This window comes from Amycolatopsis sp. NPDC039088 (assembly GCF_055598845.1).
Genome location: NZ_JBVKAE010000011.1, coordinates 182,343 through 204,166 on the forward strand (window position 1 = coordinate 182,343; position 21,824 = coordinate 204,166).

The 21,824-nt window shown below is 68.3% G+C and carries 19 protein-coding genes; 3 read left to right on the top strand and 16 right to left on the bottom strand.

Features of this window, described 5'->3' with window-relative positions; translation table 11 throughout:
- Positions 1–6: 6 nt before the first annotated feature.
- The 4 genes from ACZ7KI_RS16905 to ACZ7KI_RS16920 all read right to left on the bottom strand — a co-directional run bounded on the left by ACZ7KI_RS16905 (position 7) and on the right by ACZ7KI_RS16920 (position 7,720).
- On the bottom strand, positions 7–1,611 hold the full coding sequence (locus ACZ7KI_RS16905; protein WP_470274033.1) for a penicillin-binding transpeptidase domain-containing protein: 1,605 nt from the start codon (positions 1,609–1,611) through the stop codon (positions 7–9).
- A 208-nt stretch (positions 1,612–1,819) separates the two neighbouring features.
- Positions 1,820–4,990, bottom strand: a complete 3,171-nt coding sequence (gene ileS / locus ACZ7KI_RS16910; RefSeq protein ID WP_470274034.1) for an isoleucine--tRNA ligase — start codon at positions 4,988–4,990, stop codon at positions 1,820–1,822.
- Positions 4,991–5,276: 286 nt separating this feature from the next.
- Positions 5,277–5,831 (bottom strand): Imm21 family immunity protein, encoded by a 555-nt coding sequence (locus tag ACZ7KI_RS16915; protein WP_470274035.1) that lies wholly within the window; start codon positions 5,829–5,831, stop codon positions 5,277–5,279.
- A 632-nt stretch (positions 5,832–6,463) separates the two neighbouring features.
- Positions 6,464–7,720 carry an HNH endonuclease signature motif containing protein gene (locus ACZ7KI_RS16920; protein ID WP_470274036.1) on the bottom strand — a complete coding sequence of 419 codons (1,257 nt, stop codon included), beginning with the start codon at positions 7,718–7,720 and terminating at the stop codon, positions 6,464–6,466.
- 355 nt (positions 7,721–8,075) lie between these two features.
- On the opposite strand from ACZ7KI_RS16920, the gene ACZ7KI_RS16925 reads away from it, so the two are divergent.
- Positions 8,076–9,893, top strand: a complete 1,818-nt coding sequence (locus tag ACZ7KI_RS16925; protein ID WP_470274037.1) for an FUSC family protein — start codon at positions 8,076–8,078, stop codon at positions 9,891–9,893.
- Here ACZ7KI_RS16925 and ACZ7KI_RS16930 read toward each other — a convergent pair.
- The 11 genes from ACZ7KI_RS16930 to ACZ7KI_RS16980 all read right to left on the bottom strand — a co-directional run bounded on the left by ACZ7KI_RS16930 (position 9,890) and on the right by ACZ7KI_RS16980 (position 19,167).
- Entirely contained in the window at positions 9,890–10,459 is a 570-nt protein-coding gene (locus ACZ7KI_RS16930) for a hypothetical protein (protein WP_470274038.1), read from the bottom strand. The genes ACZ7KI_RS16925 and ACZ7KI_RS16930 overlap by 4 nt on opposite strands.
- Positions 10,460–10,545: 86 nt before the next feature.
- Positions 10,546–11,409, bottom strand: a complete 864-nt coding sequence (gene wag31, locus ACZ7KI_RS16935; RefSeq protein WP_470274039.1) for a DivIVA-like cell division protein Wag31 — start codon at positions 11,407–11,409, stop codon at positions 10,546–10,548.
- A 54-nt stretch (positions 11,410–11,463) separates the two neighbouring features.
- Positions 11,464–11,739, bottom strand: coding sequence for a YggT family protein (locus ACZ7KI_RS16940; protein WP_061983245.1), 276 nt, complete (start codon positions 11,737–11,739; stop codon positions 11,464–11,466).
- Between the two features lie 114 nt (positions 11,740–11,853).
- Positions 11,854–12,468: a cell division protein SepF gene (locus ACZ7KI_RS16945; protein WP_470274040.1), complete on the bottom strand. Its 615-nt coding sequence runs from the start codon at positions 12,466–12,468 to the stop codon at positions 11,854–11,856.
- Positions 12,469–12,550: 82 nt separating this feature from the next.
- The gene (locus ACZ7KI_RS16950; RefSeq protein ID WP_470274041.1) at positions 12,551–13,282 is read right to left on the bottom strand and encodes a YggS family pyridoxal phosphate-dependent enzyme; all 732 of its coding nucleotides are present in this window, start codon (positions 13,280–13,282) and stop codon (positions 12,551–12,553) included.
- The gene (pgeF, locus tag ACZ7KI_RS16955; protein WP_470274042.1) at positions 13,279–13,986 is read right to left on the bottom strand and encodes a peptidoglycan editing factor PgeF; all 708 of its coding nucleotides are present in this window, start codon (positions 13,984–13,986) and stop codon (positions 13,279–13,281) included. The genes ACZ7KI_RS16950 and pgeF overlap by 4 nt, the downstream gene beginning before the upstream one ends.
- A gap of 173 nt (positions 13,987–14,159) precedes the next feature.
- Positions 14,160–15,482 carry a cell division protein FtsZ gene (gene ftsZ / locus ACZ7KI_RS16960; RefSeq protein ID WP_470274043.1) on the bottom strand — a complete coding sequence of 441 codons (1,323 nt, stop codon included), beginning with the start codon at positions 15,480–15,482 and terminating at the stop codon, positions 14,160–14,162.
- Positions 15,483–15,736: 254 nt separating this feature from the next.
- Positions 15,737–16,507 (bottom strand): anti-sigma factor, encoded by a 771-nt coding sequence (locus ACZ7KI_RS16965; protein ID WP_470274044.1) that lies wholly within the window; start codon positions 16,505–16,507, stop codon positions 15,737–15,739.
- Positions 16,504–17,115 (bottom strand): ECF RNA polymerase sigma factor SigK, encoded by a 612-nt coding sequence (gene sigK, locus ACZ7KI_RS16970; protein ID WP_470274045.1) that lies wholly within the window; start codon positions 17,113–17,115, stop codon positions 16,504–16,506. Before sigK ends, ACZ7KI_RS16965 begins: the two co-directional genes overlap by 4 nt.
- On the bottom strand, positions 17,108–17,836 hold the full coding sequence (locus tag ACZ7KI_RS16975; protein WP_470274083.1) for a DUF1365 domain-containing protein: 729 nt from the start codon (positions 17,834–17,836) through the stop codon (positions 17,108–17,110). The genes sigK and ACZ7KI_RS16975 overlap by 8 nt, the downstream gene beginning before the upstream one ends.
- Before the next feature lie 5 nt (positions 17,837–17,841).
- Entirely contained in the window at positions 17,842–19,167 is a 1,326-nt protein-coding gene (locus ACZ7KI_RS16980; protein WP_470274046.1) for an NAD(P)/FAD-dependent oxidoreductase, read from the bottom strand.
- Between the two features lie 30 nt (positions 19,168–19,197).
- On the opposite strand from ACZ7KI_RS16980, the gene ACZ7KI_RS16985 reads away from it, so the two are divergent.
- Both ACZ7KI_RS16985 and ACZ7KI_RS16990 read left to right on the top strand, forming a co-directional pair.
- Positions 19,198–20,469 (top strand): class I SAM-dependent methyltransferase, encoded by a 1,272-nt coding sequence (locus tag ACZ7KI_RS16985; RefSeq protein WP_470274047.1) that lies wholly within the window; start codon positions 19,198–19,200, stop codon positions 20,467–20,469.
- Positions 20,469–21,254 (top strand): DUF1295 domain-containing protein, encoded by a 786-nt coding sequence (locus ACZ7KI_RS16990; RefSeq protein WP_470274048.1) that lies wholly within the window; start codon positions 20,469–20,471, stop codon positions 21,252–21,254. The genes ACZ7KI_RS16985 and ACZ7KI_RS16990 overlap by 1 nt, the downstream gene beginning before the upstream one ends.
- On the opposite strand, the gene ACZ7KI_RS16995 is transcribed toward ACZ7KI_RS16990, so the two are convergent.
- Positions 21,241–21,750 (bottom strand): DinB family protein, encoded by a 510-nt coding sequence (locus tag ACZ7KI_RS16995; RefSeq protein ID WP_470274049.1) that lies wholly within the window; start codon positions 21,748–21,750, stop codon positions 21,241–21,243. The two genes, ACZ7KI_RS16990 and ACZ7KI_RS16995, sit on opposite strands and share 14 nt — an antisense overlap.
- Positions 21,751–21,824: the final 74 nt, after the last annotated feature.

Sequence of the window (21,824 nt, forward strand, 5' to 3'; positions counted from 1 at the left end):
GAACCGTCAGCCGGCCAGGAACTTCGCCGCCAGCTGGACAGCGGGTTTGGAGTCGTTGGAACCTTCGAGCATGACCGCGAACGCGACGTCTCCGCGGTAGCCGACGAACCAGCCGTTGGCGACGGCACCGGAGCCGAACTGCGCCGTCCCGGTCTTGCCGAAGACGGCCCCACTGCTCTTCAACGACTTGGCGGTCCCCGTCGTGCAGACCTCGCGCATCATGGCGCGGAGCTGATTCAGCACCCCCGCCGCCGGGGCCTGGTAACCGCTGTTGACCTTGGTCTCCAGCCCCTGCCACAGCTTCGGCACCACCGGCTTCCCCGCCGCGACGGTGGCGGCCATGAGCGCCGCGCCCAACGGGCTGACCTGCACCTTCCCCTGTCCGATCCCGGCCTCGACCTGTTCGTCACCGCTGCTCGACGGCTCCACGTTCCCGGTCTCGGTGGCCAGTCCCGGGATCTCGAAGTCGGCGTTGAGGCCGAATTGGTTCGCGGCCTTCGCGAGGCCGTCCGCGGGCAGCTGACCGGCGAGCCGCCCGAAGGTCGTGTTGCACGACGCGGCGAACGCCGTCTTCAGCGAAACGGTCCCCAGATCGAACCCGTTGTCGTTCTTGAGCGTGCGGGTTCCGATCTGCTCACTGCCGGGGCAGGCCACCGGCGAGTCGGCGGAGACCCCACCTTGCTGCAGCGCCGCGGTCGCCGTGGCGATTTTGAAGGCCGACCCCGGCGAGTACAGGCCGCTGAGCGCCTTCGGCTGGTTCCCGGCCGCGCCGTTCTGCGCGACCGCCAGGATGTCGCCCGAGGTCTTCATCGCGACGATGATCGCCGGGCCGTGGAAGCCGTCGACGGCCTTCTGCGCGGCGCTCTGGGACGCCACACTCAGGGTCGAAACCAGCGGTTGGCCGGTCTCCTCGGCCCGCCCGAAGAGTGTCTCGACCGGCTTGCCGGAGGCGTCGAGTCGCGACACGGCGACGGTGGCCGGAGTCCCGGTGCCGCCGTTCTGCTCGGACGCGACCTTGGACAGCGCACCCTGGAGGATCGGCGCGACGCCCGCCGCGTCACCGCCGACGAGGGCTTTGCCGTCCCGGTCGGCCACGACCGGTTTGGCTGAAACGGGGGTCAGCGACAGCTGCTGACCGGCTTCCAGCTTCGGGTGGATCACCGACGGCGCCCAGCGGACCACCCATTTCCCGGCGTTGCGGACCAGCTCCAGCTTGCCCTCGTACTTCCAGACGCTGTTGGCCGCGAAGGTCCACGAAGCGTAGAAGGTGGCCGAAGTCGTGGTCGCCTCTCCCCGCGTCGTCGGAACCTCGCCGAGGACCGTCTTGACCGACGCCCCGGCGAGCGCGCCGCGAGCAGCCGACAGCGCGGCCGTGCCCGCCGCCGGGTCGTCGACCGGAGCTCCGGTCAGGTCACCGGTGTCGAACTGCCGCAGAAAGCGGGTGGCGACCTGCGCCGGGCTCTCCTGCGCGCTCTCGGAGGATCCCCCCGGGCCGCCGGTGGCGGCGGGCGCCCGATCCTCCTTGACCAGCAACACCACCGCGGTCACCACGATGACGACGACCGCCAGCACGGCGCCGATCAGGATCCCTCTTTTCCGGGCAGGATTCATGGACTCGCTCTCCCCCAGTGCGGCGCACCCCTCGCGCGCCTCGGGCCAGCCTGCCGATTTCCCCCGGGCAAGGCTGCCCCCGGACGGGAAAGCGACGTTTCCGAATCCGTTTCGTGACCTGAGTGAGCGAGACCTGTTCTGAGTGCCATGAAAGGTCCTTTCCTTGCGAAATTTGCAAGGAAAGGACCTTTCATGGCACTCGCGTGGGTCAGGCCTTGGCGACCGCCACGGTCACCTTGGTGCCCTCGCCGACCGTTCCGGCCGAGCCGTCGGCGACGGCGTCGTAGGCCACCGAAGTCGCCAAGGTCTCCGAAGCGATGAACTCCTCGTGCGTCTTCGCGGCCGTGACGACCTCTTCCGGCGCGTCGACGGTGAGCGAGATCCGGTCAGCGACGTCGAGACCGGCGTCCCGGCGGGCCTGCTGCACGACCCGGACCAGGTCGCGGGCCAGGCCCTCGGCCGCGAGTTCGTCGGTGACCTCGGTGTCGAGCAGCACCAGCCCCGCCCCGCCGGGCAGTTCCGCGGCCGCGCCGCCGCCCTTGGCGACCAGACGCCGCTCGTACTCGCCCTCGACGAGCTCGATCCCGGCCGCCACGACGGCGCCGCTTTCGGACGTCGTCCACTCGCCCGCCTTGACGGCCTTGATCACCGTCTGGACGTCCTTGCCCAGCCGCGGCCCGGCGGCACGGGCGTTGACCGCGACCTCGAAGCCGCCGTGCGCGGCGACGTCCGTGGTCAGTTCGACGGATTTGACGTTGACCTCGTCGCGCAGGATGTCGGTGAACTCGCGCAGCGAGTCGGCCTCCTCCGCGGCGACGACCAGCTTGGCCAGCGGCAGCCGGACCCGCAGCTTGTTCGACTTCCGCAGCGAAAGCGCCGAAGACGCCACCTGCCGCACCCGGTCCATCGCCGTCACCAGCGCCGCGTCGGCGGGCAGGTCGAGCGAGTTCGGCCAATCGGTCAGGTGGACCGAACGGCCGCCGGTCAGCCCGCGCCAAACGACCTCGGTGGTCAGCGGCAGCAGCGGCGCCACCACCCGCGACGTCACCTCCAGCACCGTGTGCAGGGTGTCGATCGCGTCCTGCTCGCCCGCCCAGAACCGGTCGCGCGAACGGCGCACGTACCAGTTCGTCAGCACCTCGAGGAAGTCACGGACGGTCGAACAGGCACCGGCGACGTCGTAGGTGTCGAGCGCGTGCTCGACGTCGGTCACCAGCTCGTGCGTCTTCGCCAGCACGTACCGGTCGAGCACGTGCTTCGAATCCGTGCGCCACTTGCCTTCCACGCCCTCGGCGTTCGCGTACAGGGCGAGGAAGTAGTACGAGTTCCACAGCGGCAGCACGGCCTGGCGGACGGCGTCGCGGATGCCCTTGTCGGTGACGATCAGGTTCCCGCCGCGCAGGATCGGGCTCGCCATCAGGTACCAGCGCATGGCGTCCGAACCGTCGCGGTCGAAGACCTCGTTGACGTCCGGGTAGTTGCGCAGCGACTTGGACATCTTCTGGCCGTCCGAGCCGAGCACGATGCCGTGCGAGATACAGGTGCGGAACGCCGGCCTGTCGAACAACGCGGTCGCCAGCACGTGCAGCAGGTAGAACCAGCCGCGGGTCTGCCCGATGTACTCGACGATGAAGTCGCCAGGGTAGTGGTGCTCGAACCAGTCGGTGTTCTCGAACGGGTAGTGCACCTGGGCGTAGGGCATCGAACCCGAGTCGAACCAGACGTCGAACACGTCCTCGATCCGGCGCATGGTGGACTTCCCGGTCGGGTCGTCCGGGTTCGGCCGGGTCAGCTCGTCGACGAAGGGCCGGTGGAGGTTTTCCAGCCGCACGCCGAAGTCACGCTCGAGTTCGTCGAGCGAACCGTAGACGTCCGTGCGCGGGTACGTCGGGTCGTCCGACTGCCACACCGGGATCGGCGTGCCCCAGTACCGGTTGCGCGAGATCGACCAGTCGCGGGCGTTCTCCAGCCACTTGCCGAACTGGCCGTCCTTGACGTTGTCCGGGTACCAGGTGATCTGCTGGTTCAGCTCGATCATCCGGTCCTTGAACTCGGTCACCGCGACGAACCACGACGAAACGGCGCGGTAGATCAACGGGTTCCGGCACCGCCAGCAGTGCGGGTACGGGTGCTCGTAGGTCTCGTGGCGCAGCAGCACGGAGCCCTGGCGACCGGCGGAACCGGTGCCGTTCTTGAGATCCTTGATGATGTTCGGGTTCGCGTCGAACACCTGCTGTCCCGCGTAGTCCGGGACGGTGGCGTCGAACTTGCCCTGCGCGTCGACCGGCGTGACCGGCACGATCCCGACGGCGTCGGTGACGGCCTTGTCCTCTTCACCGTAGGCGGGCGCGATGTGGACGACACCGGTGCCGTCCTCGGTGGTGACGTAGTCCGCGGACAGCACACGGTGCGCGTGCTCATGCCCCGCGAAGTACGGGAACGGTGGGGCGTAACGGGTTCCGAGCAGTTCGGTACCGGTGTAGTGCCCGACGATCGTCGGCTCTTCGCCGAGCTCGCGTGCGTACGCGGCGACGCGCGCTTCGGCGAGCAGGAACCGCTTGCCCTCCTGTGCCTCCGACTCCACGACGACGTACCGGACGTCGGGGTGCACCGCGGTCGCGAGGTTGGACGGCAGCGTCCACGGCGTCGTGGTCCAGATCAGCAGGTACGTGCCGTCGAGCTCGTTGTCGTTGCCCTCCAGGCGGAACCCGACCGTGACGGCCGGGTCCTGGCGGCTCGCATAGACCTCGTCGTCCATGCGCAGCTCGTGGTTGGACAGCGGCGTCTCGTCGCGCCAGCAGTACGGGAGGACGCGGTAGCCCTCGTAGACGAGGCCCTTGTCCCACAGCTGTTTGAACGCCCAGAGCACCGACTCCATGTAGGTGATGTCGAGCGTCTTGTAGTCGTTGTCGAAGTCGACCCAGCGGGCCTGCCGGGTGACGTAGTCCTGCCATTCGCCGGTGTAGCGCAGCACGGACTCACGGCACGCGTCGTTGAAGACGTCGATGCCCATGGCGTCGATCTCGGATTTCTCGGTGATCCCGAGCTGACGCATCGCCTCGAGTTCGGCGGGCAGACCGTGCGTGTCCCAGCCGAAACGGCGGTCGACACGCTTGCCCTTCATGGTCTGGTAGCGCGGCACCAGATCCTTCACGTACCCGGTGAGGAGGTGACCGTAGTGCGGGAGACCGTTGGCGAACGGCGGGCCGTCGTAGAAGACGTACTCGTTCGAGCCGTTGTGCCCGGCCTCGCGGGCTTCGATGCTGGCCTGGAAGGTCCGATCGGATTCCCAATACGCGAGGACGCGCTTCTCCGACTCGGGGAACGAAGGCTGGGACGGGACGCCGGCCTCGCCGTCCATCTGTGCCTTGGGATACATCTTCGGTGCTCCTCGCGGTTCGTCTCTCTCGTACGGGTTCTCACCCACACGGGGACGAGACGGCCGTTTCCGGCGCGTTCCGCGGTACCACCCCGCTTGCCCGGCCGGCGGTGTTCCGGCTGGGCCGCTCATTCGACGGCTGTGACGGGCCGTACCCGTCCGGTTCTACTGGGGGCGTTGGCCCTGTTCTTCCGGAGGCTCCCCGGTGATGGCCGGATCGGTGCCAGTTGTCTCAAGAGTAGCGCGCGGGGACAACCGGATTGTCCGGGGTACGGCCTCGCGCGGTTCACGGTTCACGGTTCACGCTCGGGGACTCGGGGATGAGCTGGACCAGGCCGACCCAGGCGGCCCCGCCCTTCGTGTGGACGGCCCGCACCCGGAAGCGCCCCCGCTCGATCGCGACCTCGGCCTGTTCCGGCATCCCGCCGGCGGGATACTCGACCCCCAGTTCGGCGCCCGCGGTCACCGAGTCCATGAGGACGGCGGGACCGTCGGCCTCCCAGGTGCCGCAGTCCTCCCACGGCGTTTCGGGGTCGGCGAAGAGCCGGGCGGCTTCGGCGAGCAGGTCCGCCTCGGAGTCTGCGGCCAGCCAGCGGAGGAAGGCTTGCCGCTCCGGGAGGTAGCAGGTGGTCGCCGGATCGTCGCCGAGGACGAGCCCCAGCGCTTCCCCGACGGGGACGGCGCCCGCGAGCGCGTTCACCGCGCAGGCACGGTCGTAGTCGTCCTGGCCTTCACCTTCTTCCGCACTCCCCTTCCAGTCGGCCAAGGCCGAGACGGGGACGATGATGAGCGGGCCGCCGAGGGACTCGACCCAGGTTGTCTTCGCCGGCGCAGAGTTCACGGGCGCAGTGTGTCTTGAGGGTCCGACAGTTTCGGCGACGACGGCCGGACGTGTAGGGCGTTATACACAATCGGTCCAATGAGGGGCACCCCAGAGTGGCGTGTCCGTGGCTTGAGACTTCCGGCGAGGGGTGGGCTGGGTTGGTACGTGAACCGTTTCTTGTGGGACTGATGTCCTTGGTGAGACTTCAGTGGTGGGGGCAGCGTTCTTGGTGCCCACGTCCATGAAGGAATTGGGACGTTGAGTGATGCTGTTGGTGTATTCGTGTTGAGCGCAGGATCCCCTGGTCGTCGCGCGCTCTGAGGGAGGACCTGCGTGATCGGATGGCGATCTCGTGTGCTTGAAGGGACGACACGCGTGATCAGACGGAGGGCACCTGTGTCCAGACAGACGACACGCGGCGGAACCCGGCTGCACGCGTGCCGTCCGTCCAGACACGCGTGTCCTCCGTCTGATCACGCGAAACCGCCCGAACCCGAATAAACCAACAGCATCGTTGAGTGTCCTGATTCCTTCATGGACAACCCCGGGCCGGCCCCGCTACGGCTGTGCCGCCATGGCCGTCGCCACAAAATGGCGACGGACCCCGCGTGCAGCTGACTAAAGGCATGGTCCACCCCTGGCCGGTCGATCTATGCCCTGAGGTGCATCGTGTTGCGTCTGGGTTGGCCGGCGGGGCCGAGGTAGGTGGGTGGGGTGAATTCGGGTAGTCCGTCTTGGGCGATTTGGACTTTCCATTCGCTGTGGTGGATCAGCCGGTGATGCCGGGTGCAGAGCAGCACGAGATTGTCGATTTTGGTTTCGCCGTGGTGTCGCCAGAAGACGATGTGGTGTGCGGTGCAGCGGGGTACGGGCATGTCGCAGCCTGGGAAGGCGCAGCCTCCGTCGCGGATGGTCAACGCGTACTTCTGGGCCAGTGACACTGTCCGTTTGGATCGGCCGATGTCCAGCGGTTCACCCGCGGTGCCCAAAACGCCGGGTCGCACGCGGGCGTCGCAGGCGAGGATGCGGGCGTCGGTGGCGCTGATGGGCCCGACGAGATCCAGGTGTGCTTCGCCGAGGTCCCGCATGAGGTCGTCGTAGGACATGGTGACGAGGATGTGGGTGGCCTCCCCGGCCTGGCCGGGCAGATTCCGGCTGGTCGTCTTCAACCGCACATAGTCGGTGAACGCATCCCCATAACGCTCGTCCTGGGTACGGGAGTCCCGGACCCCGTCGATGGCCTTGTGCGGTTTCGCCATCGGATCGAGGTCGGACTTCAACCGCGCATACGTTTCAAGATCCAGCCTGGCCTTCAGCCCGAGAGTGCCGTCACGATGCTTCACGAACCGCAACTCCGGCCGCGTGTCTTTCGGATCCTCACTCCGCGGCTCTTTCCCATCGGGATCAAGCTTGTCCAAGAGCCGTCGCCCGGCACGGGCGATCTGCCGAGGCCCGGCGCGGCGGGCCAGATCGACGAGGATCTTCTCCCCGCCCCGCACGTCCTCTTCCGGGACGGTGGAGGGGATCCGGGCAAGGGTGCGGATGATCGCGTCGATCTGACTGCCGCCGATCGCGCCTTCAGCCGCGGCTTCGGCGGTCAGCGGTGCCCGTGGCGGCTCGGGATCTCCGCCGATAGCCGGTCCGGGATACAGGGCCAGGACCCGGTCAGCACGAACTCCGGCTTCCTTGTCCGTCACCTGAAAGTCCTCGAAAATCAACGCCGCCAACGTCGAATGACCACTGCATCCACGGACACCGCGGGCATTGATTTCCGCCAAGATCGCGTACTGCTCCGCCTCCAACTGCCGCTTCAGAACCTCGATTTCCTGTTTGCGGGCATGCAGCGTCGCCGTATCGACACGCCACCACTCGGAGCGCACCGCCTGGGGACTGTTTTCGCTGGCCACGACCCCAACGTTACCGGCGTTCAAACAGGTGTGCTATCGCATATTCAGACTACAGGTGATTTCAGCCGGCGAGTGCGCCGCCTCTAGTCTGGCAACACGTTTCTGCACGCTTCGATCGGTTTGAGCCACACCCAGTGCGAATGATCCAACGGATACTCGAACCGCAACCGGCGTGCGATCTGCATCGGCGACCATACATCTTCCTCCGCCGTCCATTTGAATCCAAGACAGGGGTCGACGAAGAAGCCTCAGAAATACCGAAGTCGCAAGTACTGAATTGCGTCAAGGCCCACCCTCGAGTTGCCGTCCCCGCCACCGCCTCTAGGTTGACGGGTATGCCGAACTGCGAGGCCCGATGAAAGGGCCCGGACTCCTCATCGTCCTGCTGGTGGTCCTCGGCGGCGTCAGCGGCCTCGGCTTCCTGCTGGGACTGGGCAACGCCGCGATCCTCGCCGCGCTGACGGCGCTCTTCTGCCTCATCGCGGCGGTCGGCGGGCCGCTTTGGGCGGATCTGCGGCTGCTGGCGTGGTTCGCGCCGTCGCTGGTCCTCGCGGTCGGCGTGCCGCGATTGCTGGGCGAGGTCTCGCAGTGGGCCGCGATCGGGCTGCTGGTGGTGATCGTGGTCGTCGCCGGTCTGCTGCCCGTGCTCGGCGCCCGGTTCGTCACGGTCGGACTGGGGCTCGGGATGGCGTCGTTGTTCGGTTACGGCTTCCAGTTGACGGGGTCGGCGTCGGCCGGGCAGATCCTGGGCGCGCCCGCGCTCGCGGTGGGGGTCATTCTGGTGCTGCGGGTGCTGATGGGCGCCAAGGACCCGGCCAAGCCGACCCGCGAGGCGCTGGCGGACGCGCTCGCCACGGGGACGGCCGAAACGCAGGAACGCGCGGCGAGGCTCTGGCTCGCGGACCGGCCCCGCCGCTGGACCGGCAGGGTCCTCGGTGGCACGTTCCGGTATCGCGCGGCCACCGGGTTGCTCGAGATCCGCGGGAAACGCCTCGACAATCCCGAAATAGCCCGGACACTCGACGCCGCCAGGGAAGAAGCCGTCAGGCTCGCCGACGTCATCCGAAATCCGGGAGCACCGGACGAAGTCGAACCGATGCGGCGTGAGGAACCCGCCGAACTACCCGGTGCCACGGCAAGGCTGGTCACCGCGCTCTGGGACGCCCTCGAAACCGTCCGGGCGGCGGCGGCCGAACGCGACGAGTCACGTGTGGACGTTCCGAAAGGACTCCGCAACGAACTGCGTCGCATCGAGCTGAGCGGCGCGTTTTCCTGGCAGTCACCGCAGTTGCGGCACGCGCTCCGCTGCGGGCTCGGGGTGGCGCTGGCGCTCGTCGTCGCGAGTTTCCGGCCAGGCGACCCGCTCACCGTGTCCTTCCTGCTCGCCACTTTCGCCATCATGCAACCGGAATGGCACGACAGCCTCAGCAAGGCCTGGCAGCGCATCGGCGGCTCCCTCGGCGGCGCCGTCGTCCTCGCGCTCGTCCTTTGGCTTCTGCCGCAAGGGTTTCTGCTGCCGATCGGGCTCGTGGCGCTGCTCGGCGGATTCTCCGTCATGCGGACGCGGCCGACGATCTTCAACGGCTGCATGGTGCTGATGTCCGTCGGCATGAACGCGACGACCAAACACCTCGACCCGCGATACGTGCTCGTCGAGTACCTGCTTCTGATGGTCCTCGCCGGCGCCATCGCGTTGCTGTTCGGCTTCGCCGCGATCCCGGGGGTACCGAAACCCGGTCCCGCGGAACGGTTCGGCACCGCGGTCGACGCCACCCGCACGCTGCTCGGCTCGGTCGGGCGGAAACTGCGCGGCGACGACGTCGACCCGCGGACGCTCGGCCGCGAGTTCCGCGCCGCCGCGGTCGCGCAGCACGGTCTGCTCGCCGCGGAACCGGGCACGAAGGAACCCGCGCCCGGACAGCTCGACGCGCTGGAGAACGCCGCCGAAGCCTTGCGTGGCCTCTCCGTCACGGCCTCGTCACTCTTGCTGCGCACCGGAACGGCAGGAGCCGCGGCCGCCGTGGGCGAAGCCGCCCGCGCGCTCGGGACCGGGGAGGCGGCGGAGATCCCGGTGCCGTCGAATGCCGACGACGAACAACGCCTGGTGCTCGACATGATCGCGGCCGACGTCGTCGCGGTCGGCGAGGCGGCTCAGTCGCTCAGGGACGTCTAGGTCTTGTCGCGGTGCTGCCCGGCGATCTCCGCGTCGGGCGTGCACAGCGCGCACGGGGTGAACCCGAGCTGCCGCGCCTCCCCGATGCCGAGCGGAATGGTGTCCCGGGTTTCGAGCCACGCGCAGGTGGTCACGTGATACCGCGGATATTCGTCGACGACGACGATCTCGGTCTCCAGTTCGGAGACGATCGCCACATCGGTGGGATCGCTCTCCTCTTCACCGGGATCGCCGTTGCGCTGAGGCTCGGCGGCCTCTTCCGTGTCGCCCAGTTCACCGGTGGTCGGCATCAAGACCGTCTGCTCGGCGTCCTTGGGCTTCTCCTCTTCATCACCCGCTTCGGGCTCGTCCGCTTCGTCGGCGGGATCGTCCGCCGCCTCTTCGACGGGAGCGGCGTCCTCGGCCGAACGCTTCTTCCGGCGACGCAGCCAGTCGAAGACCAGGAGCAACCCGGCGACTACGGAGAGGCCGATGGAGATCCAGGCCCACAGGGAGTTCGCGGTGATGAGCGCCGCGACAAGCAGCCCCAGAGCCGCCAGTACCAGTACCAGGACGATGTAGAGCACGGTGAATTACAACATGACGGACAAGCGGAACGGCCCCGACCCTCCGGAGAGTGTCGAGGCCGTTCCCATGCGTTGACCGAGAGCCGTCAGCCCGCTTCGGCGCGGGGACCGAACGAGTAGCCCTGTCCACCGCCCGAGGACGATGCCGACTGTCCCGAGTTCGACGTGGACGCCGAAGCGGGAGCGGCCGAACCGCGGTCGTCGAGCTCACGCAGCTGGGACTCGAGGAACCCACGCAGCCTCGTGCGGTACTCCCGCTCGATCGTGCGCAGCTCCTCGATCTTCTTGCCCAGCGAGCCCTTCTCCGCGTTCATGTTGTTCATGGTCTCGGTGTACTTGCGCTGAGCTTCGCGCTCCATGGTCGTCGCCTTGTCGCGCGCCTGGCGCTCCAAGGTCTCGGCACGGGTTCGCGCGTCGTTCAGCATGGTCTCGGCACGCGTGCGCGCCTCGTTCACCATCGAGTCCGACTTGGATCGCGCGTCCGAAAGCAGCTGCTCGGACTTGGTACGAGCCTCGGCGAGCATGCCGTCCGACTCGGTCTTGGCCTCGGCGGTGAGCCGGTCGGCCATTTCCTGGGCCAGCCCGAGCACCTTCGCGGCCTGGACGTTGGGTTCCCCATTGTCCGGCACCATCGAATGGGCCTGGGTCTGCTCCATCGCCGACTGCGGCGGCGGTACCGGCGCCAGGCGACGCGACGGTTCGTCACGTACCTGTGGCGGCGGCCCGACGGCACCGGCCTTGGCGTTCTCGAGCTCACCACGGGTGGTCTCGAGCTCGTTGTCGAGCTGCTCGACCTGCTGCCGCAGCTCGTTGTTGTCCTCGATCAACCGGGCAAGCTCGGTCTCCACCAGGTCGAGGAACGCGTCCACCTCGTCCTCGTTGTAGCCCCTTTTGCCAATGGGCGGCTTGCTGAACGCGACGTTATGCACGTCAGCGGGGGTCAACGACATCAGATCACCTCACGCACTCCATGGCCTGCAGGTCCACCCGGGCTTCCCCGAAAATCACCCTGGCGTTGTCAGCTGCATCGCGAAGAACACAACCAACAGCAGCACCATAATCGATAAGTCCAGTCCGACGCCGCCGATTCGTACGGTCGGGATGATTCGTCTGAACAGACGAACCGGTGGGTCGGTCACTGTGTAGATGGTCTCGAGCGTTACCGCAACCCCTCCGGCAGGATGCCACTCGCGAGCGAAAGCACGCACGAGCTCGACGACGATCCGTGCCGTCAGCAGGAGCCAGAAAGCGAACAGCACGTACCAGACGACCAGCAACACAGCATTCACGTAACCACTCTGCCATGCCCCGCGTCAAAAGACGCAGCTGACGGGCGGCAGATGCCGATGAGTCGACAAAATCACATCCGGCTGCGCTCAGCGGTCACCGGGTGATCAGCCGCGCAGGAATAATCCGCCTTCGGCAATCCGCCGACGGTCTTCCGCGGTGACGTCCACATCGGGCGGTGAGAGAAGGAACACCTTGTTGGTGACCTTGTCCATCGACCCGCGCAACGCGAACGCGAGACCGGCCGCGAAGTCGACAAGACGCTTCGCGTCCGCGTTCTCCATCTCGGTGAGGTTCATGATCACCGGGATGCCTTCGCGGTAGTGCTCCCCGATCGCCCGCGCTTCGGCGTAGCTCGTCGGGTGCAACGTGGTGATCCGGCTCAACGGGTCACGAACGGCCGGACGGACCGGTTCGGTGACCGGACGCAGCCGGGCGACCGGTTCGGGCTGGCGATCGATCGCCAGTGCCCCGTGGACCGCCGGCTCCGGGCTGACCACGGAGCGTGACCGAGTCCGGGTGACGGGCTCGTCATAAGTGTCGTCGACTTCCCGGTAGCGTCCACCCCGCGACCGGGCAACTGGCTCGTCGTCGTAGTCGTACTCGTCGTCGGCGTAGTCCTTTGAGGCGTAGCCTCGCCGGTAGCCTTCCTCGTCGTCATAGCCGTCTTCGTCCGCGGGCACCATCCCGAAGTAGGCCTTCAGCTTCTGCAGCGCGCTCATGCCTCTCCCTAGCCTTAGCCGCGTCCCGCACCGTGCTCCCCCGCCTTCGTCGCCACTCCCCGTAGCGACGAAACGGTATTCCCTAAGGCGAGGCTAAACCGCGCCCACCGAGCAGCGCGGTTCCGACACGCACACACGTCGAGCCGTGCGCGATCGCCTGCTCGAGATCATTGCTCATTCCGGCGGAGAGTTCACGGGCATTTGGGTGATCTTCCCGTAGACGCTCCGAGGCGAAAGCAAGCTTCTCGAACGCCTCAGCGGGGTCAATACCCAGCGGGGCCACCGCCATAAGCCCACGGAGGCGAAGATCACCCACATGGACTATCCGCTCCGCCAGCCGGTCCAGTTCGTTCAGCCGAGTGCCCCCGCGCTTCGGATCGTCATCGAGACTTACTTGAATGAGGACGTCCAACGGGTGATCACGTTGCCCGGAATCGAGCGCCGACCTGGTCGCCTTCGCGAGCGCGTCGGCGAGCCGTTCGGAGTCGACGGACTGGACCTCGTCGGCCCAGCGCACGACCGAGCGGGCCTTGTTCCGCTGGAGGCTGCCCACCATGTGCCAGCGGACACGGGCCTCCGGACGCAGGGCGGCGACCTCTTCGGCTTTCGCTCCCGCCTCCTGGTCGCGGTTCTCGGCGAGGTCGAGCGCGCCGAGGTCGGCGAGCAGCGCGGCGTCGAGCGCCGGGAAGGTCTTGGTGACCGCGAGCAAACGGACCTCGTCGCGTTCCCGGCCCGCGGCCTTGCACGCGGCGGCGATCCGCTCTTCCACTTCGGCGAGGTTGGCCGCGAGTTCCTCCTCGCGGGTGTCACTCACGACGCGTCCAGCCAGGTGATACCCGCGATCCGGCCGGTGGTGCCGTCGCGGCGGAAACTGAACAGGGTCTTGTCTTCGTTGGTACAGCGCGGATCCACGCCGATCTTGCCGAGGCCGAGGTCGGCGAGCTGCCGCCAGAGCCCGGCGCGCAGGTCGAGCCCCGGCGTGCCCTTGCGGGTTTTGCAGGCGCTGCCCGGTACGTGTTTCTCGACGTCGGCGGCCATGTCGGCGGGGACTTCGTAGCAGTCACCGCAGATCGCGGGGCCGAGCAGGGCTTCGGTGCGACCCGGTTCCGCGCCGAGCGAGCGCATCGCTTCGATCGCGGCGGGGACCACGCCGACCCGGGCGCCGACGCGGCCCGCGTGGACGGCGGCGACGACACCGGCTTCGACGTCGGCCAGCATGATGGGGACGCAGTCGGCGACGAGCACCACGAGCGCGAGACCGGTCTCGGCCGTCACGAGGGCGTCGGTCGCTTCCGCCGCGGCGGTCTCGGAGCCGTCGACGATGGTCGCGGTGCGGCCGTGGACCTGCTCCATCCACGCCAGCCTGTCCTCGGCGAGGCCGAGTTCGGTGGCGAGACGTTTGCGGTTGGCGAAGACGTCACCCGCGTCGTCACCGACATGGTCACCGAGGTTGAAGGTGTCGTAAGGCGGCCGGGATGCCCCGCCCGCCCTTGTCGTGACGACCCGCCGTACCCGCAAGACTTGCCTCCCTGGCGACCTCGGCTGAGGCGACCAAGGTCTTTTGATCTTTTGAAGTCGCGCCTTTTGGCCGACAGGCCCCGCTATCACGATGGCAGGGCGCCCCCTCAGGGAGAATGTACCTTCTCCCTGAATGGGCGCCCTGGCAGCGTGATAGCGGCAGCGCGATAAAACTAACGGCGCATGAAGGGCGGCACGTCGACTTCGTCGTCCGACGGGTCGTCGTGCACCGGGGTGGCGCGACCGGGCAGGCTGCCGTGGGTCGAGTTCGAGCCGATCGGCGAGTAGCCGCGCGAGCCACCGCCGGGCTGCGGGAGCCCGCCGGTCATCGAGCCGTTGCCCTCGCTCCGGGAGGACGACATCTGCGAATGCGGGCGCGTCGGCGGGACCGGGTAGCCGTTGGAGCCGGTCGACGGAACCGGCGTGGCACCCGAAGGCGGGCTCTGCACCGGCGTCGCCCCGCCACCGTTGACCTGGCCAGCCTGTGCGGACGCGGTCGAGTTCGACCGGGAGCCGAAGGTCGACGGGTCGAGCTTCTTGTGGGTCGGCGTGCCCGCGTCGAAACCGGCCGCGATCACGGTGACCCGGACCTCGTCGCCGAGCGAGTCGTCGATGATCGTCCCGAAGATGATGTTGGCGTCGGGGTGCGCGGATTCCTGCACCAGCGACGCGGCCTCGTTGATCTCGAACAGGCCGAGGTCCGATCCGCCCGCGATCGACAGCAGCGCGCCGTGCGCCCCGTCCATCGACGCTTCCAGCAGCGGCGAGTTGATCGCCTTCTCCGCCGCCTGGATCGCCCGGCCCTCGCCGCGCGCCGAGCCGATGCCCATGAGCGCGGAGCCCGCGCCGGACATGACGCTCTTGACGTCGGCGAAGTCCAGGTTGATCAGACCCGGCGTGGTGATCAGGTCGGTGATGCCCTGGACACCGGACAGCAGCACCTCGTCCGCCGAGCGGAAGGCGTCCATCAGCGAGACGCCGATGTCGCCCAGCTGCAGCAGCCGGTCGTTCGGGATGACGATCAGGGTGTCGCATTCGTTGCGCAGCTGCTGGATGCCGTCTTCGGCCTGCTTGCTGCGGCGCTTGCCCTCGAAGGTGAACGGGCGGGTGACGACGCCGATGGTCAGCGCGCCGAGTTTGCGGGCGATCTGGGCGACGACCGGCGCGCCACCGGTGCCGGTGCCACCGCCCTCACCCGCGGTCACGAACACCATGTCGGCGCCCTTGATGACCTCTTCGATCTCTTCGCGGTGGTCCTCGGCGGCCTTCTGCCCCACCTCGGGGGCGGCGCCGGCACCGAGGCCGCGGGTCAGTTCCCGGCCGATGTCGAGTTTCACGTCGGCGTCGGACATGAGCAGTGCCTGGGCGTCGGTGTTCACCGCGATGAACTCGACACCTTTGAGGCCGACCTCGATCATGCGGTTCACGGCGTTAACTCCGCCGCCGCCGATACCGACGACCTTGATCACCGCAAGGTAGTTGTGCGGGGGCGTCATCGGAGCCGCCTTCCTGATCGTGTGTGCTCGTGCTGCCCGCCGGTCGCTGAGCCTGGAGCCGAAACCCTCGAGCTGAAGTTCAGATTGAGAGTTATGTCAACTGCCGACGTTGAAGCAGGACGGTATGCACCAGGCTGGCTCGAATCCAGTAGCCACGCCGTGTGTCGCAAAAGTGTTTTGCCACAACATGTTCGCGAACGCAAGACCGAGACCCCGTGGAAGCGCCGGACGGCGGCCTGGTATTGGCCGCCGGATCAGGTCGGCATGGACATGACCATCACGACGTCCTTCGACGGTGAACCGGTGGCCGAACCACCCGCCTGTTCGACGCTCAGCGCGAACTTCTCGGCCCCGGCGATCCCGTCGGCGACAAGCAGCGCACCGTCCTGACCACCGGAAATGAGCCCGGCGGGCTTCGGCGCGGTCCCCGGGTACATGAACCACGCCTGGTAGATCCGGCCAGGATCGTTCTTCGGCAGCTGTGCGGCCATGAAGACGAGCTTGTCCTTGGCGCGCGACATCATCACGGTGCCGCCGCCCCCGCCGGACGCTTCGGCGTGCCCGGTCCTGAGATCGGCCGCCGAGAGCACCTCGGCGACGGGCTCGTAGCGCTGGGCGTACTGCGCCGCTTGTTCCCGCGCGGCGGTCAGCTGGGTGTGGTTCTCGTAGGCGATGCCACCGAACACGGCGGTGCCCGCCAGCCCGACGATCGCCGCGGCGGCCGCCCCGATCGCCCAGCGCGGCGCGCGCCTGCGGCCCTTGACGCGCTCTCCGGTTTCGAAGCGCGTCTTCGGCGGCTGCTGCCGGGTCGCCATCGCCTGTGCGAGCACACGGCGCTTGAGTTCCGGCGGCGGGTCTTCGGCCAGCGCGGCGCCGAGCCGGGTCGCGGTCATCTGCAGTTCGAGGACCTCTTGGGCGCACGAGGCGCACTCGCCGAGGTGCCGCTGGAACTGGGCACGCTCCATTTCGGACAACGCGTCGACGGCGTATGCCCCGGTGAGCGTGTGCATTTCGGGCATCGTCATGCCATCACCCCCAAACAGTCCCGGAGCCTGATCAGGCCGTCCCGGAGTCGAGTCTTGATGGTCCCGTGCGGGGTCTGCAGCACCTCGGCGACCTCGCGATAGGTATATCCCTGGTAGTAGGCGAGCAGCACGGATTCCCGTTGCAGCTCGGTCAGGCTGGTCAGGCAGCGGCGGACCTGCGACCGTTCCCAGCGGGCCGCGACGGCCTCGGCGACCTCGTCGAAGGGTCGCGCGCGGGCGGCCTCGAAGGTCGCCTTGACCTCGCGGTCCGAACTGGCCCGTGCCGAACGGACGCGGTCGACGGCGCGGCGGTGCGCCAGCGTCATGGCCCAGTTCAAGGCGCTCCCCCGGTCCGGCGAATACCGCGTGGCCGTGCGCCACAGCTCGACCATGACCTCTTGGGTGACCTCTTCGGACTGGGCGGAGTCGCGGAGGATTCGCCGCACCAGGCCGAGGATCGGGCCGGCGAGCCGGTCGTACAGCGCGTCGAAGGCCCGCTCGTCCCCCTTCGCGACCCGGACGAGCAGGTCCTCGGCCGTCGGCCCGGCCGGTTCGTCACCCGTTCCGGGAACGGGCGCCATCCGGCGTGGACGTGCCGATTCATCCATCAAGCCTGCCTCCGGCGGTCTGCGGTGCACGAGGGGTCAGCGGTGCCTTCTTCAGCCACAGTCTGACCCCGTGCCGCCGGATCAGCGCGGAGACCCGGTGCGGCATGAACGGACGGGTGAGCAGCAGACGCGCCAGCCGCTTGGTGGTGGCGGGCCGCCGCACACCGCGCAGGGACGCCGTCAGCGGGGTCCGCCCGCCCTGCCGGAGGGCGATCTGGACCGAGAGCAGCGCCCCCGGACGCGGTACCGCCATCCGGTACTCGCCGTCCATCGACTGGAACGGCGAGACGTAGAACTCCTTGTCCGCGTGGGCGTTCCCGTGGGCGTCGGGGCGCAGGAGGTACGCGTGCCTGCCACCGTAGGTGTTGTGGACCTCCGCGACGACGCATTCGAGTTCGCCGTCGGGCCGGTGGCACCAGTAGAGGCTGATCGGGTTGAAGTTGTGGCCGAGCGTCCGCGCGCCCGCGAGCATCAGCACCCGGCCGCCCTTCAGGTCGACGTCGCGTGCCGCGAGCCAGCGGTCCACTTTGGACCGGATGCTGGAGGTGTCGTCGGGCGCGAAATGGTCTCGTGGGTCGAAGCGGGCGAAGGGGCGCAGCCACCACGGCAGCTTCGGCGGCGCGTCGAGGTCGACCAGCCAAAGATAGACGCGGTGGGCGAACGAGAGCGGCGGGTCGGCGCGCCGGACATGCGCCACCGTGGAGTCGTAGAGCACGGCCATGACGGTCACCAGCGCACCCCGAAGTTCTCGGCCGCGCGGACACCGGACGCGCAGCCGTCCTCGTGGAAGCCCCAGCCGTGGTAGGCGCCGGCGTAGGCGACCGTGTCGTCGTCGAGTTCGGGCAGACGCCGCTGGGCGGCGACGGATTCCGGCGTGTAGACCGGATGTTCGTAGGTCATCTTGGCCACTACCGAACCGCTGTCGGGGGCGGTACCGGGGTTGAGCGTGACGACGTAGCCGGTCGGCTCGTCGAGCCGCATCAGACGGTTCATGTCGTAGGACACCTGGACCGCGCCGTTGTCGGCACCGCAGGCAGGCATCGCGTAGTTCCAGCCCGCCCGCGCGGATTCGGTGGTCGGGAGCACGCCGGTGTCGGTGTGCAGCCACGCCTCGTTGCTGGAGTACCGGAACGAGCCGAGGACCTCACGCTCGGCCGCGGTCGGCGACGTGAGCAGTTTCAGCGCCTGGTCCGCGTGCGTGGCCAGGACGACCTTGTCGAGCCGGTGGCGGGTGTCGGCGTCGTCGCGGACCTCGATCCCCTGCGCGGTGCGCTCGACCGAGCGCACCGGCGTCGACAGGTGCACGGCGGTCAGCTGTTTGGCGGCCCGTTCGACGTACTCGCGCGAGCCGCCCTCGACGGTGCGCCAGGCCGGTGACCCGCCGACCGACAGCATCCCGTGGTTGCGCAGGAACTCGAACAGGTAGCGCGCGGGGTAGGACAGTGTGTCGTTCCGGTCGGCCGACCAGACGGTCGAGACGACGGGGAGCATGAAGTGGTCGACGAAGTACTTCGAGTACCCGCCGATCGCGAGGAACGCGCCGAGGGTGACGTCTCCCGCCTCGGGTGATTCGAGAACGCGTTTCGCGTGCAGATGGAAGCGTTTGACGTCGGCGAGCATCCGCAGGTAGCGCCCGCGGGTGACGTTACGCGGCTGGGCGAACAGGCCCTTGAGGCCTTTGGAGCCGGCGTACTGGAGGCCGCAGCCGTCGCAGCGGATGCTCATCGACATCTCGGTGTCGCGAGTGGCGACGCCCAGTTCGGCGAACAGGCGGAGCAGGTTCGGGTAGGTGCGCTCGTTGTGCACGATGAACCCGGAGTCGACACCGACGGTGCCGCCGTGCGCACTCGGGACGTCGTGGGTGTGCGCGTGCCCACCGAGCCTGTCGTCGGCTTCGAACAGCAGCACTTCGTAGCGGCGTTGCAGCAGATAGGCCGCCGTGAGCCCGGCGACGCCGCTGCCGATGACTCCGATGCGTTGACCGTTGGTGTGCACGAAAGGGATTCGGAACAGGAGCCGGGGCGGATTGGACCGAGGCCTTGCCCGACCCATCCTTTTCCGGTCGGGGGCCGAATGACGACTATGCCGAACAGTCCCGCGTCCCGCCTGGTCCCGTTCGTCGAGCGGCTCCTCGGTGGCTCCCTTCCGGTCGGTCTCCGCACCTGGGACGGCGTCCGCGCCGGTCCCCCCGATGCGCCGACCGTGGTGCTCCGCAACCGGCGCGCCTTGCGCCGTCTCCTGTACGCCCCCGGCGAATTGGGCCTCGCCAGGGCCTACGTCTCCGGTGATCTCGATGTCGAAGGCGACCTCGCCGACGGATTCCGCCGGATCTGGGCGTTGACCCGATCGGGTGCCGTCCGCGGCGCCGAACTCGGCCCTCGCGAATGGGCCGAAGCGCTGCGGATCGCGGTCCGCCTCGGCGTCGTCGGCCCGCCGCCCGAACCGCCCGCCGAAGAGGCCCGCCTGTCCGGGGCACTGCACAGCCTGCGCCGGGACAAATCCGCGATCGCGCATCACTACGACCTCGGCAACGCCTTCTACCAGCTGTTGCTCGACGAATCGATGGCTTACTCGTCCGGGTACTGGACCTCCGACGAACACGGTTACGACCTCGAACAGGCCCAATGGGACAAGCTCGAACTCATCTGCCGCAAACTCGGCCTCCGCCCGGGGATGCGGCTGCTCGACGTCGGCTGCGGCTGGGGCTCGCTGCTGGTGCACGCGGCGAAACATCACGGGGTGCGAGCCGTCGGCATCACGCTTTCGGCGGAACAGCGGCAGCACATCCGCGGCCGGCTCGCCCAGCACGACCTGGAAGAACGCGTCGAGGTCCGCCGCCAGGACTATCGGGAACTGACCGACGAGCCGTTCGACGCCGTCGCTTCCATCGAGATGGGTGAGCACGTCGGCGAGCAGAACTACCCGGAGTACACGCGGACGCTGTTCCGGATGCTCCGGCCCACCGGACGGCTGGTCCTGCAGCAGATGTCCCGCGGCGCGGTCGCTCCCGGCGGCGGCGCGTTCATCGAGCGCTACATCGCGCCCGACATGACGATGCGGCCGCTGAGCCGCACGCTCGCTCATCTGGAGACCGCCGGGTTCGAGATCCGCGACGTCCACGCGCTGCGCGAGCACTATGTACGTACGGTCCGAGCGTGGGAGAAGACCCTGGAGAACAACTGGGACGACGTCGTGACGCTGATCGGTGAAGCGGGCGCGCGGGTCTGGCGGCTCTACCTGGTGGGCGGCGCGCTCGCGTTCGAGGAGAACCGCATGGGCGTGGACCAGATCCTGGCGGTCCGGCCGTCCGAACACGGCTTGAGCGCGCTCCCCGCCACTCGGGAGTGGGCCTGATGTCCCTCGGGGGAACCCTCGCGGTCACGGCGGGGGTGACTCTCCTGGCCTTCGTCGTCACCTTCGGCATCGCCCGGAGGCGCGGACGGTACGACACGGTCGACACCTTCTGGGGGCCGGGCTTCGCGCTCGTCGCGCTGGTCGCGGCCCCGCTCGGGGACGGGCCGGTGGCCCTGCGCGTGGTCACGGCGGCACTGACGGCTATCTGGGGTGTCCGCCTAGGCGTGCACCTCCACCTGCGCAATCACAAGCTGCCCGAAGACCCGCGCTACGTGCGCATGGCCGAGCGGGCGGGGCCGAACCCGGCGCTGAAGCTGTTCGTCCGCGTGTACCTGGTCCAGGCGGTGGTGCTCTGGTTCGTCTCGCTGCCGGTCCAGTTCGCGATGTACGGCGACGGGTTCGGGGTGACGGCGTGGCTCGGCGTCGCGGTGTGGCTGATCGGCTTCGGGTTCGAGACCGTCGGCGATGAGCAGTTGCGCCGGTTCAAGGCCGACCCGGCCAACCGGGGGAAGGTGCTCGACAGCGGGCTGTGGCGCTACACCCGGCATCCCAATTACTTCGGGGACGCGTGCGTGTGGTGGGGCCTCTACCTGCTGGCGTGTTCGAGCTGGGTGGGGGCGGCCACCGTGCTGTCGCCGCTCGCGATGACGTACACGCTGGCCAAGGGCACCGGAAAACCTTTGCTGGAGAAGGGATTGCGGCGCTCCCGGCCGGGATACGCGACCTACGTCGAGCGGACCAGCGGGTTCTTCCCGCTCCCCCCGCGCCGCATCACTCCCCGGTGAGTCCGTCGGTCAGTTCGCGAAGCAGGTCGAGGTGGCCGGCGTGCCTGCCGGTCTCCTCGATCATGTGCGTGACCACGAACCGCAGGTTGACCTCGCGGTCGCCGCGGAACGGGACCTTGTCGTCGAGCCCCATCCGGGCGACGACCTTGCGGCTTCGCTCGCACTCGGCCTCGTAGGCGGCGATCAACTGCTCGATCGGGGTCTGCATGGCGACGCGGAACTCGGCGTCGGGATCGACTTCGAGCGCCTCCTTCCAGACGTCCTCCTGTCCGTCGAGCACCACGGTGAACCAGTACTGCTCGACCAGGGTCAGATGCCCGAGCAGACCCGCGATGGTGGTGAGTTCACTGGGCACGAGCGGCCGCCGGGCCTGCTCGTCGGTGAGTCCGGAGCATTTCCACACCACGGTGGCGCGAAGGAAGTCGAGGAAGCCGTTCAGCTGGGTGCGCTCGTCCCCGGTGAGCGGCGGTTCGGGACGCTTCGGTTCGTCGGTCATGGTGGTGCAGTCTGCCGGTTTCCTCCGATGATCCGCTAACGAGTTACCCCGGGACGCACTGTCCACCATCTGCC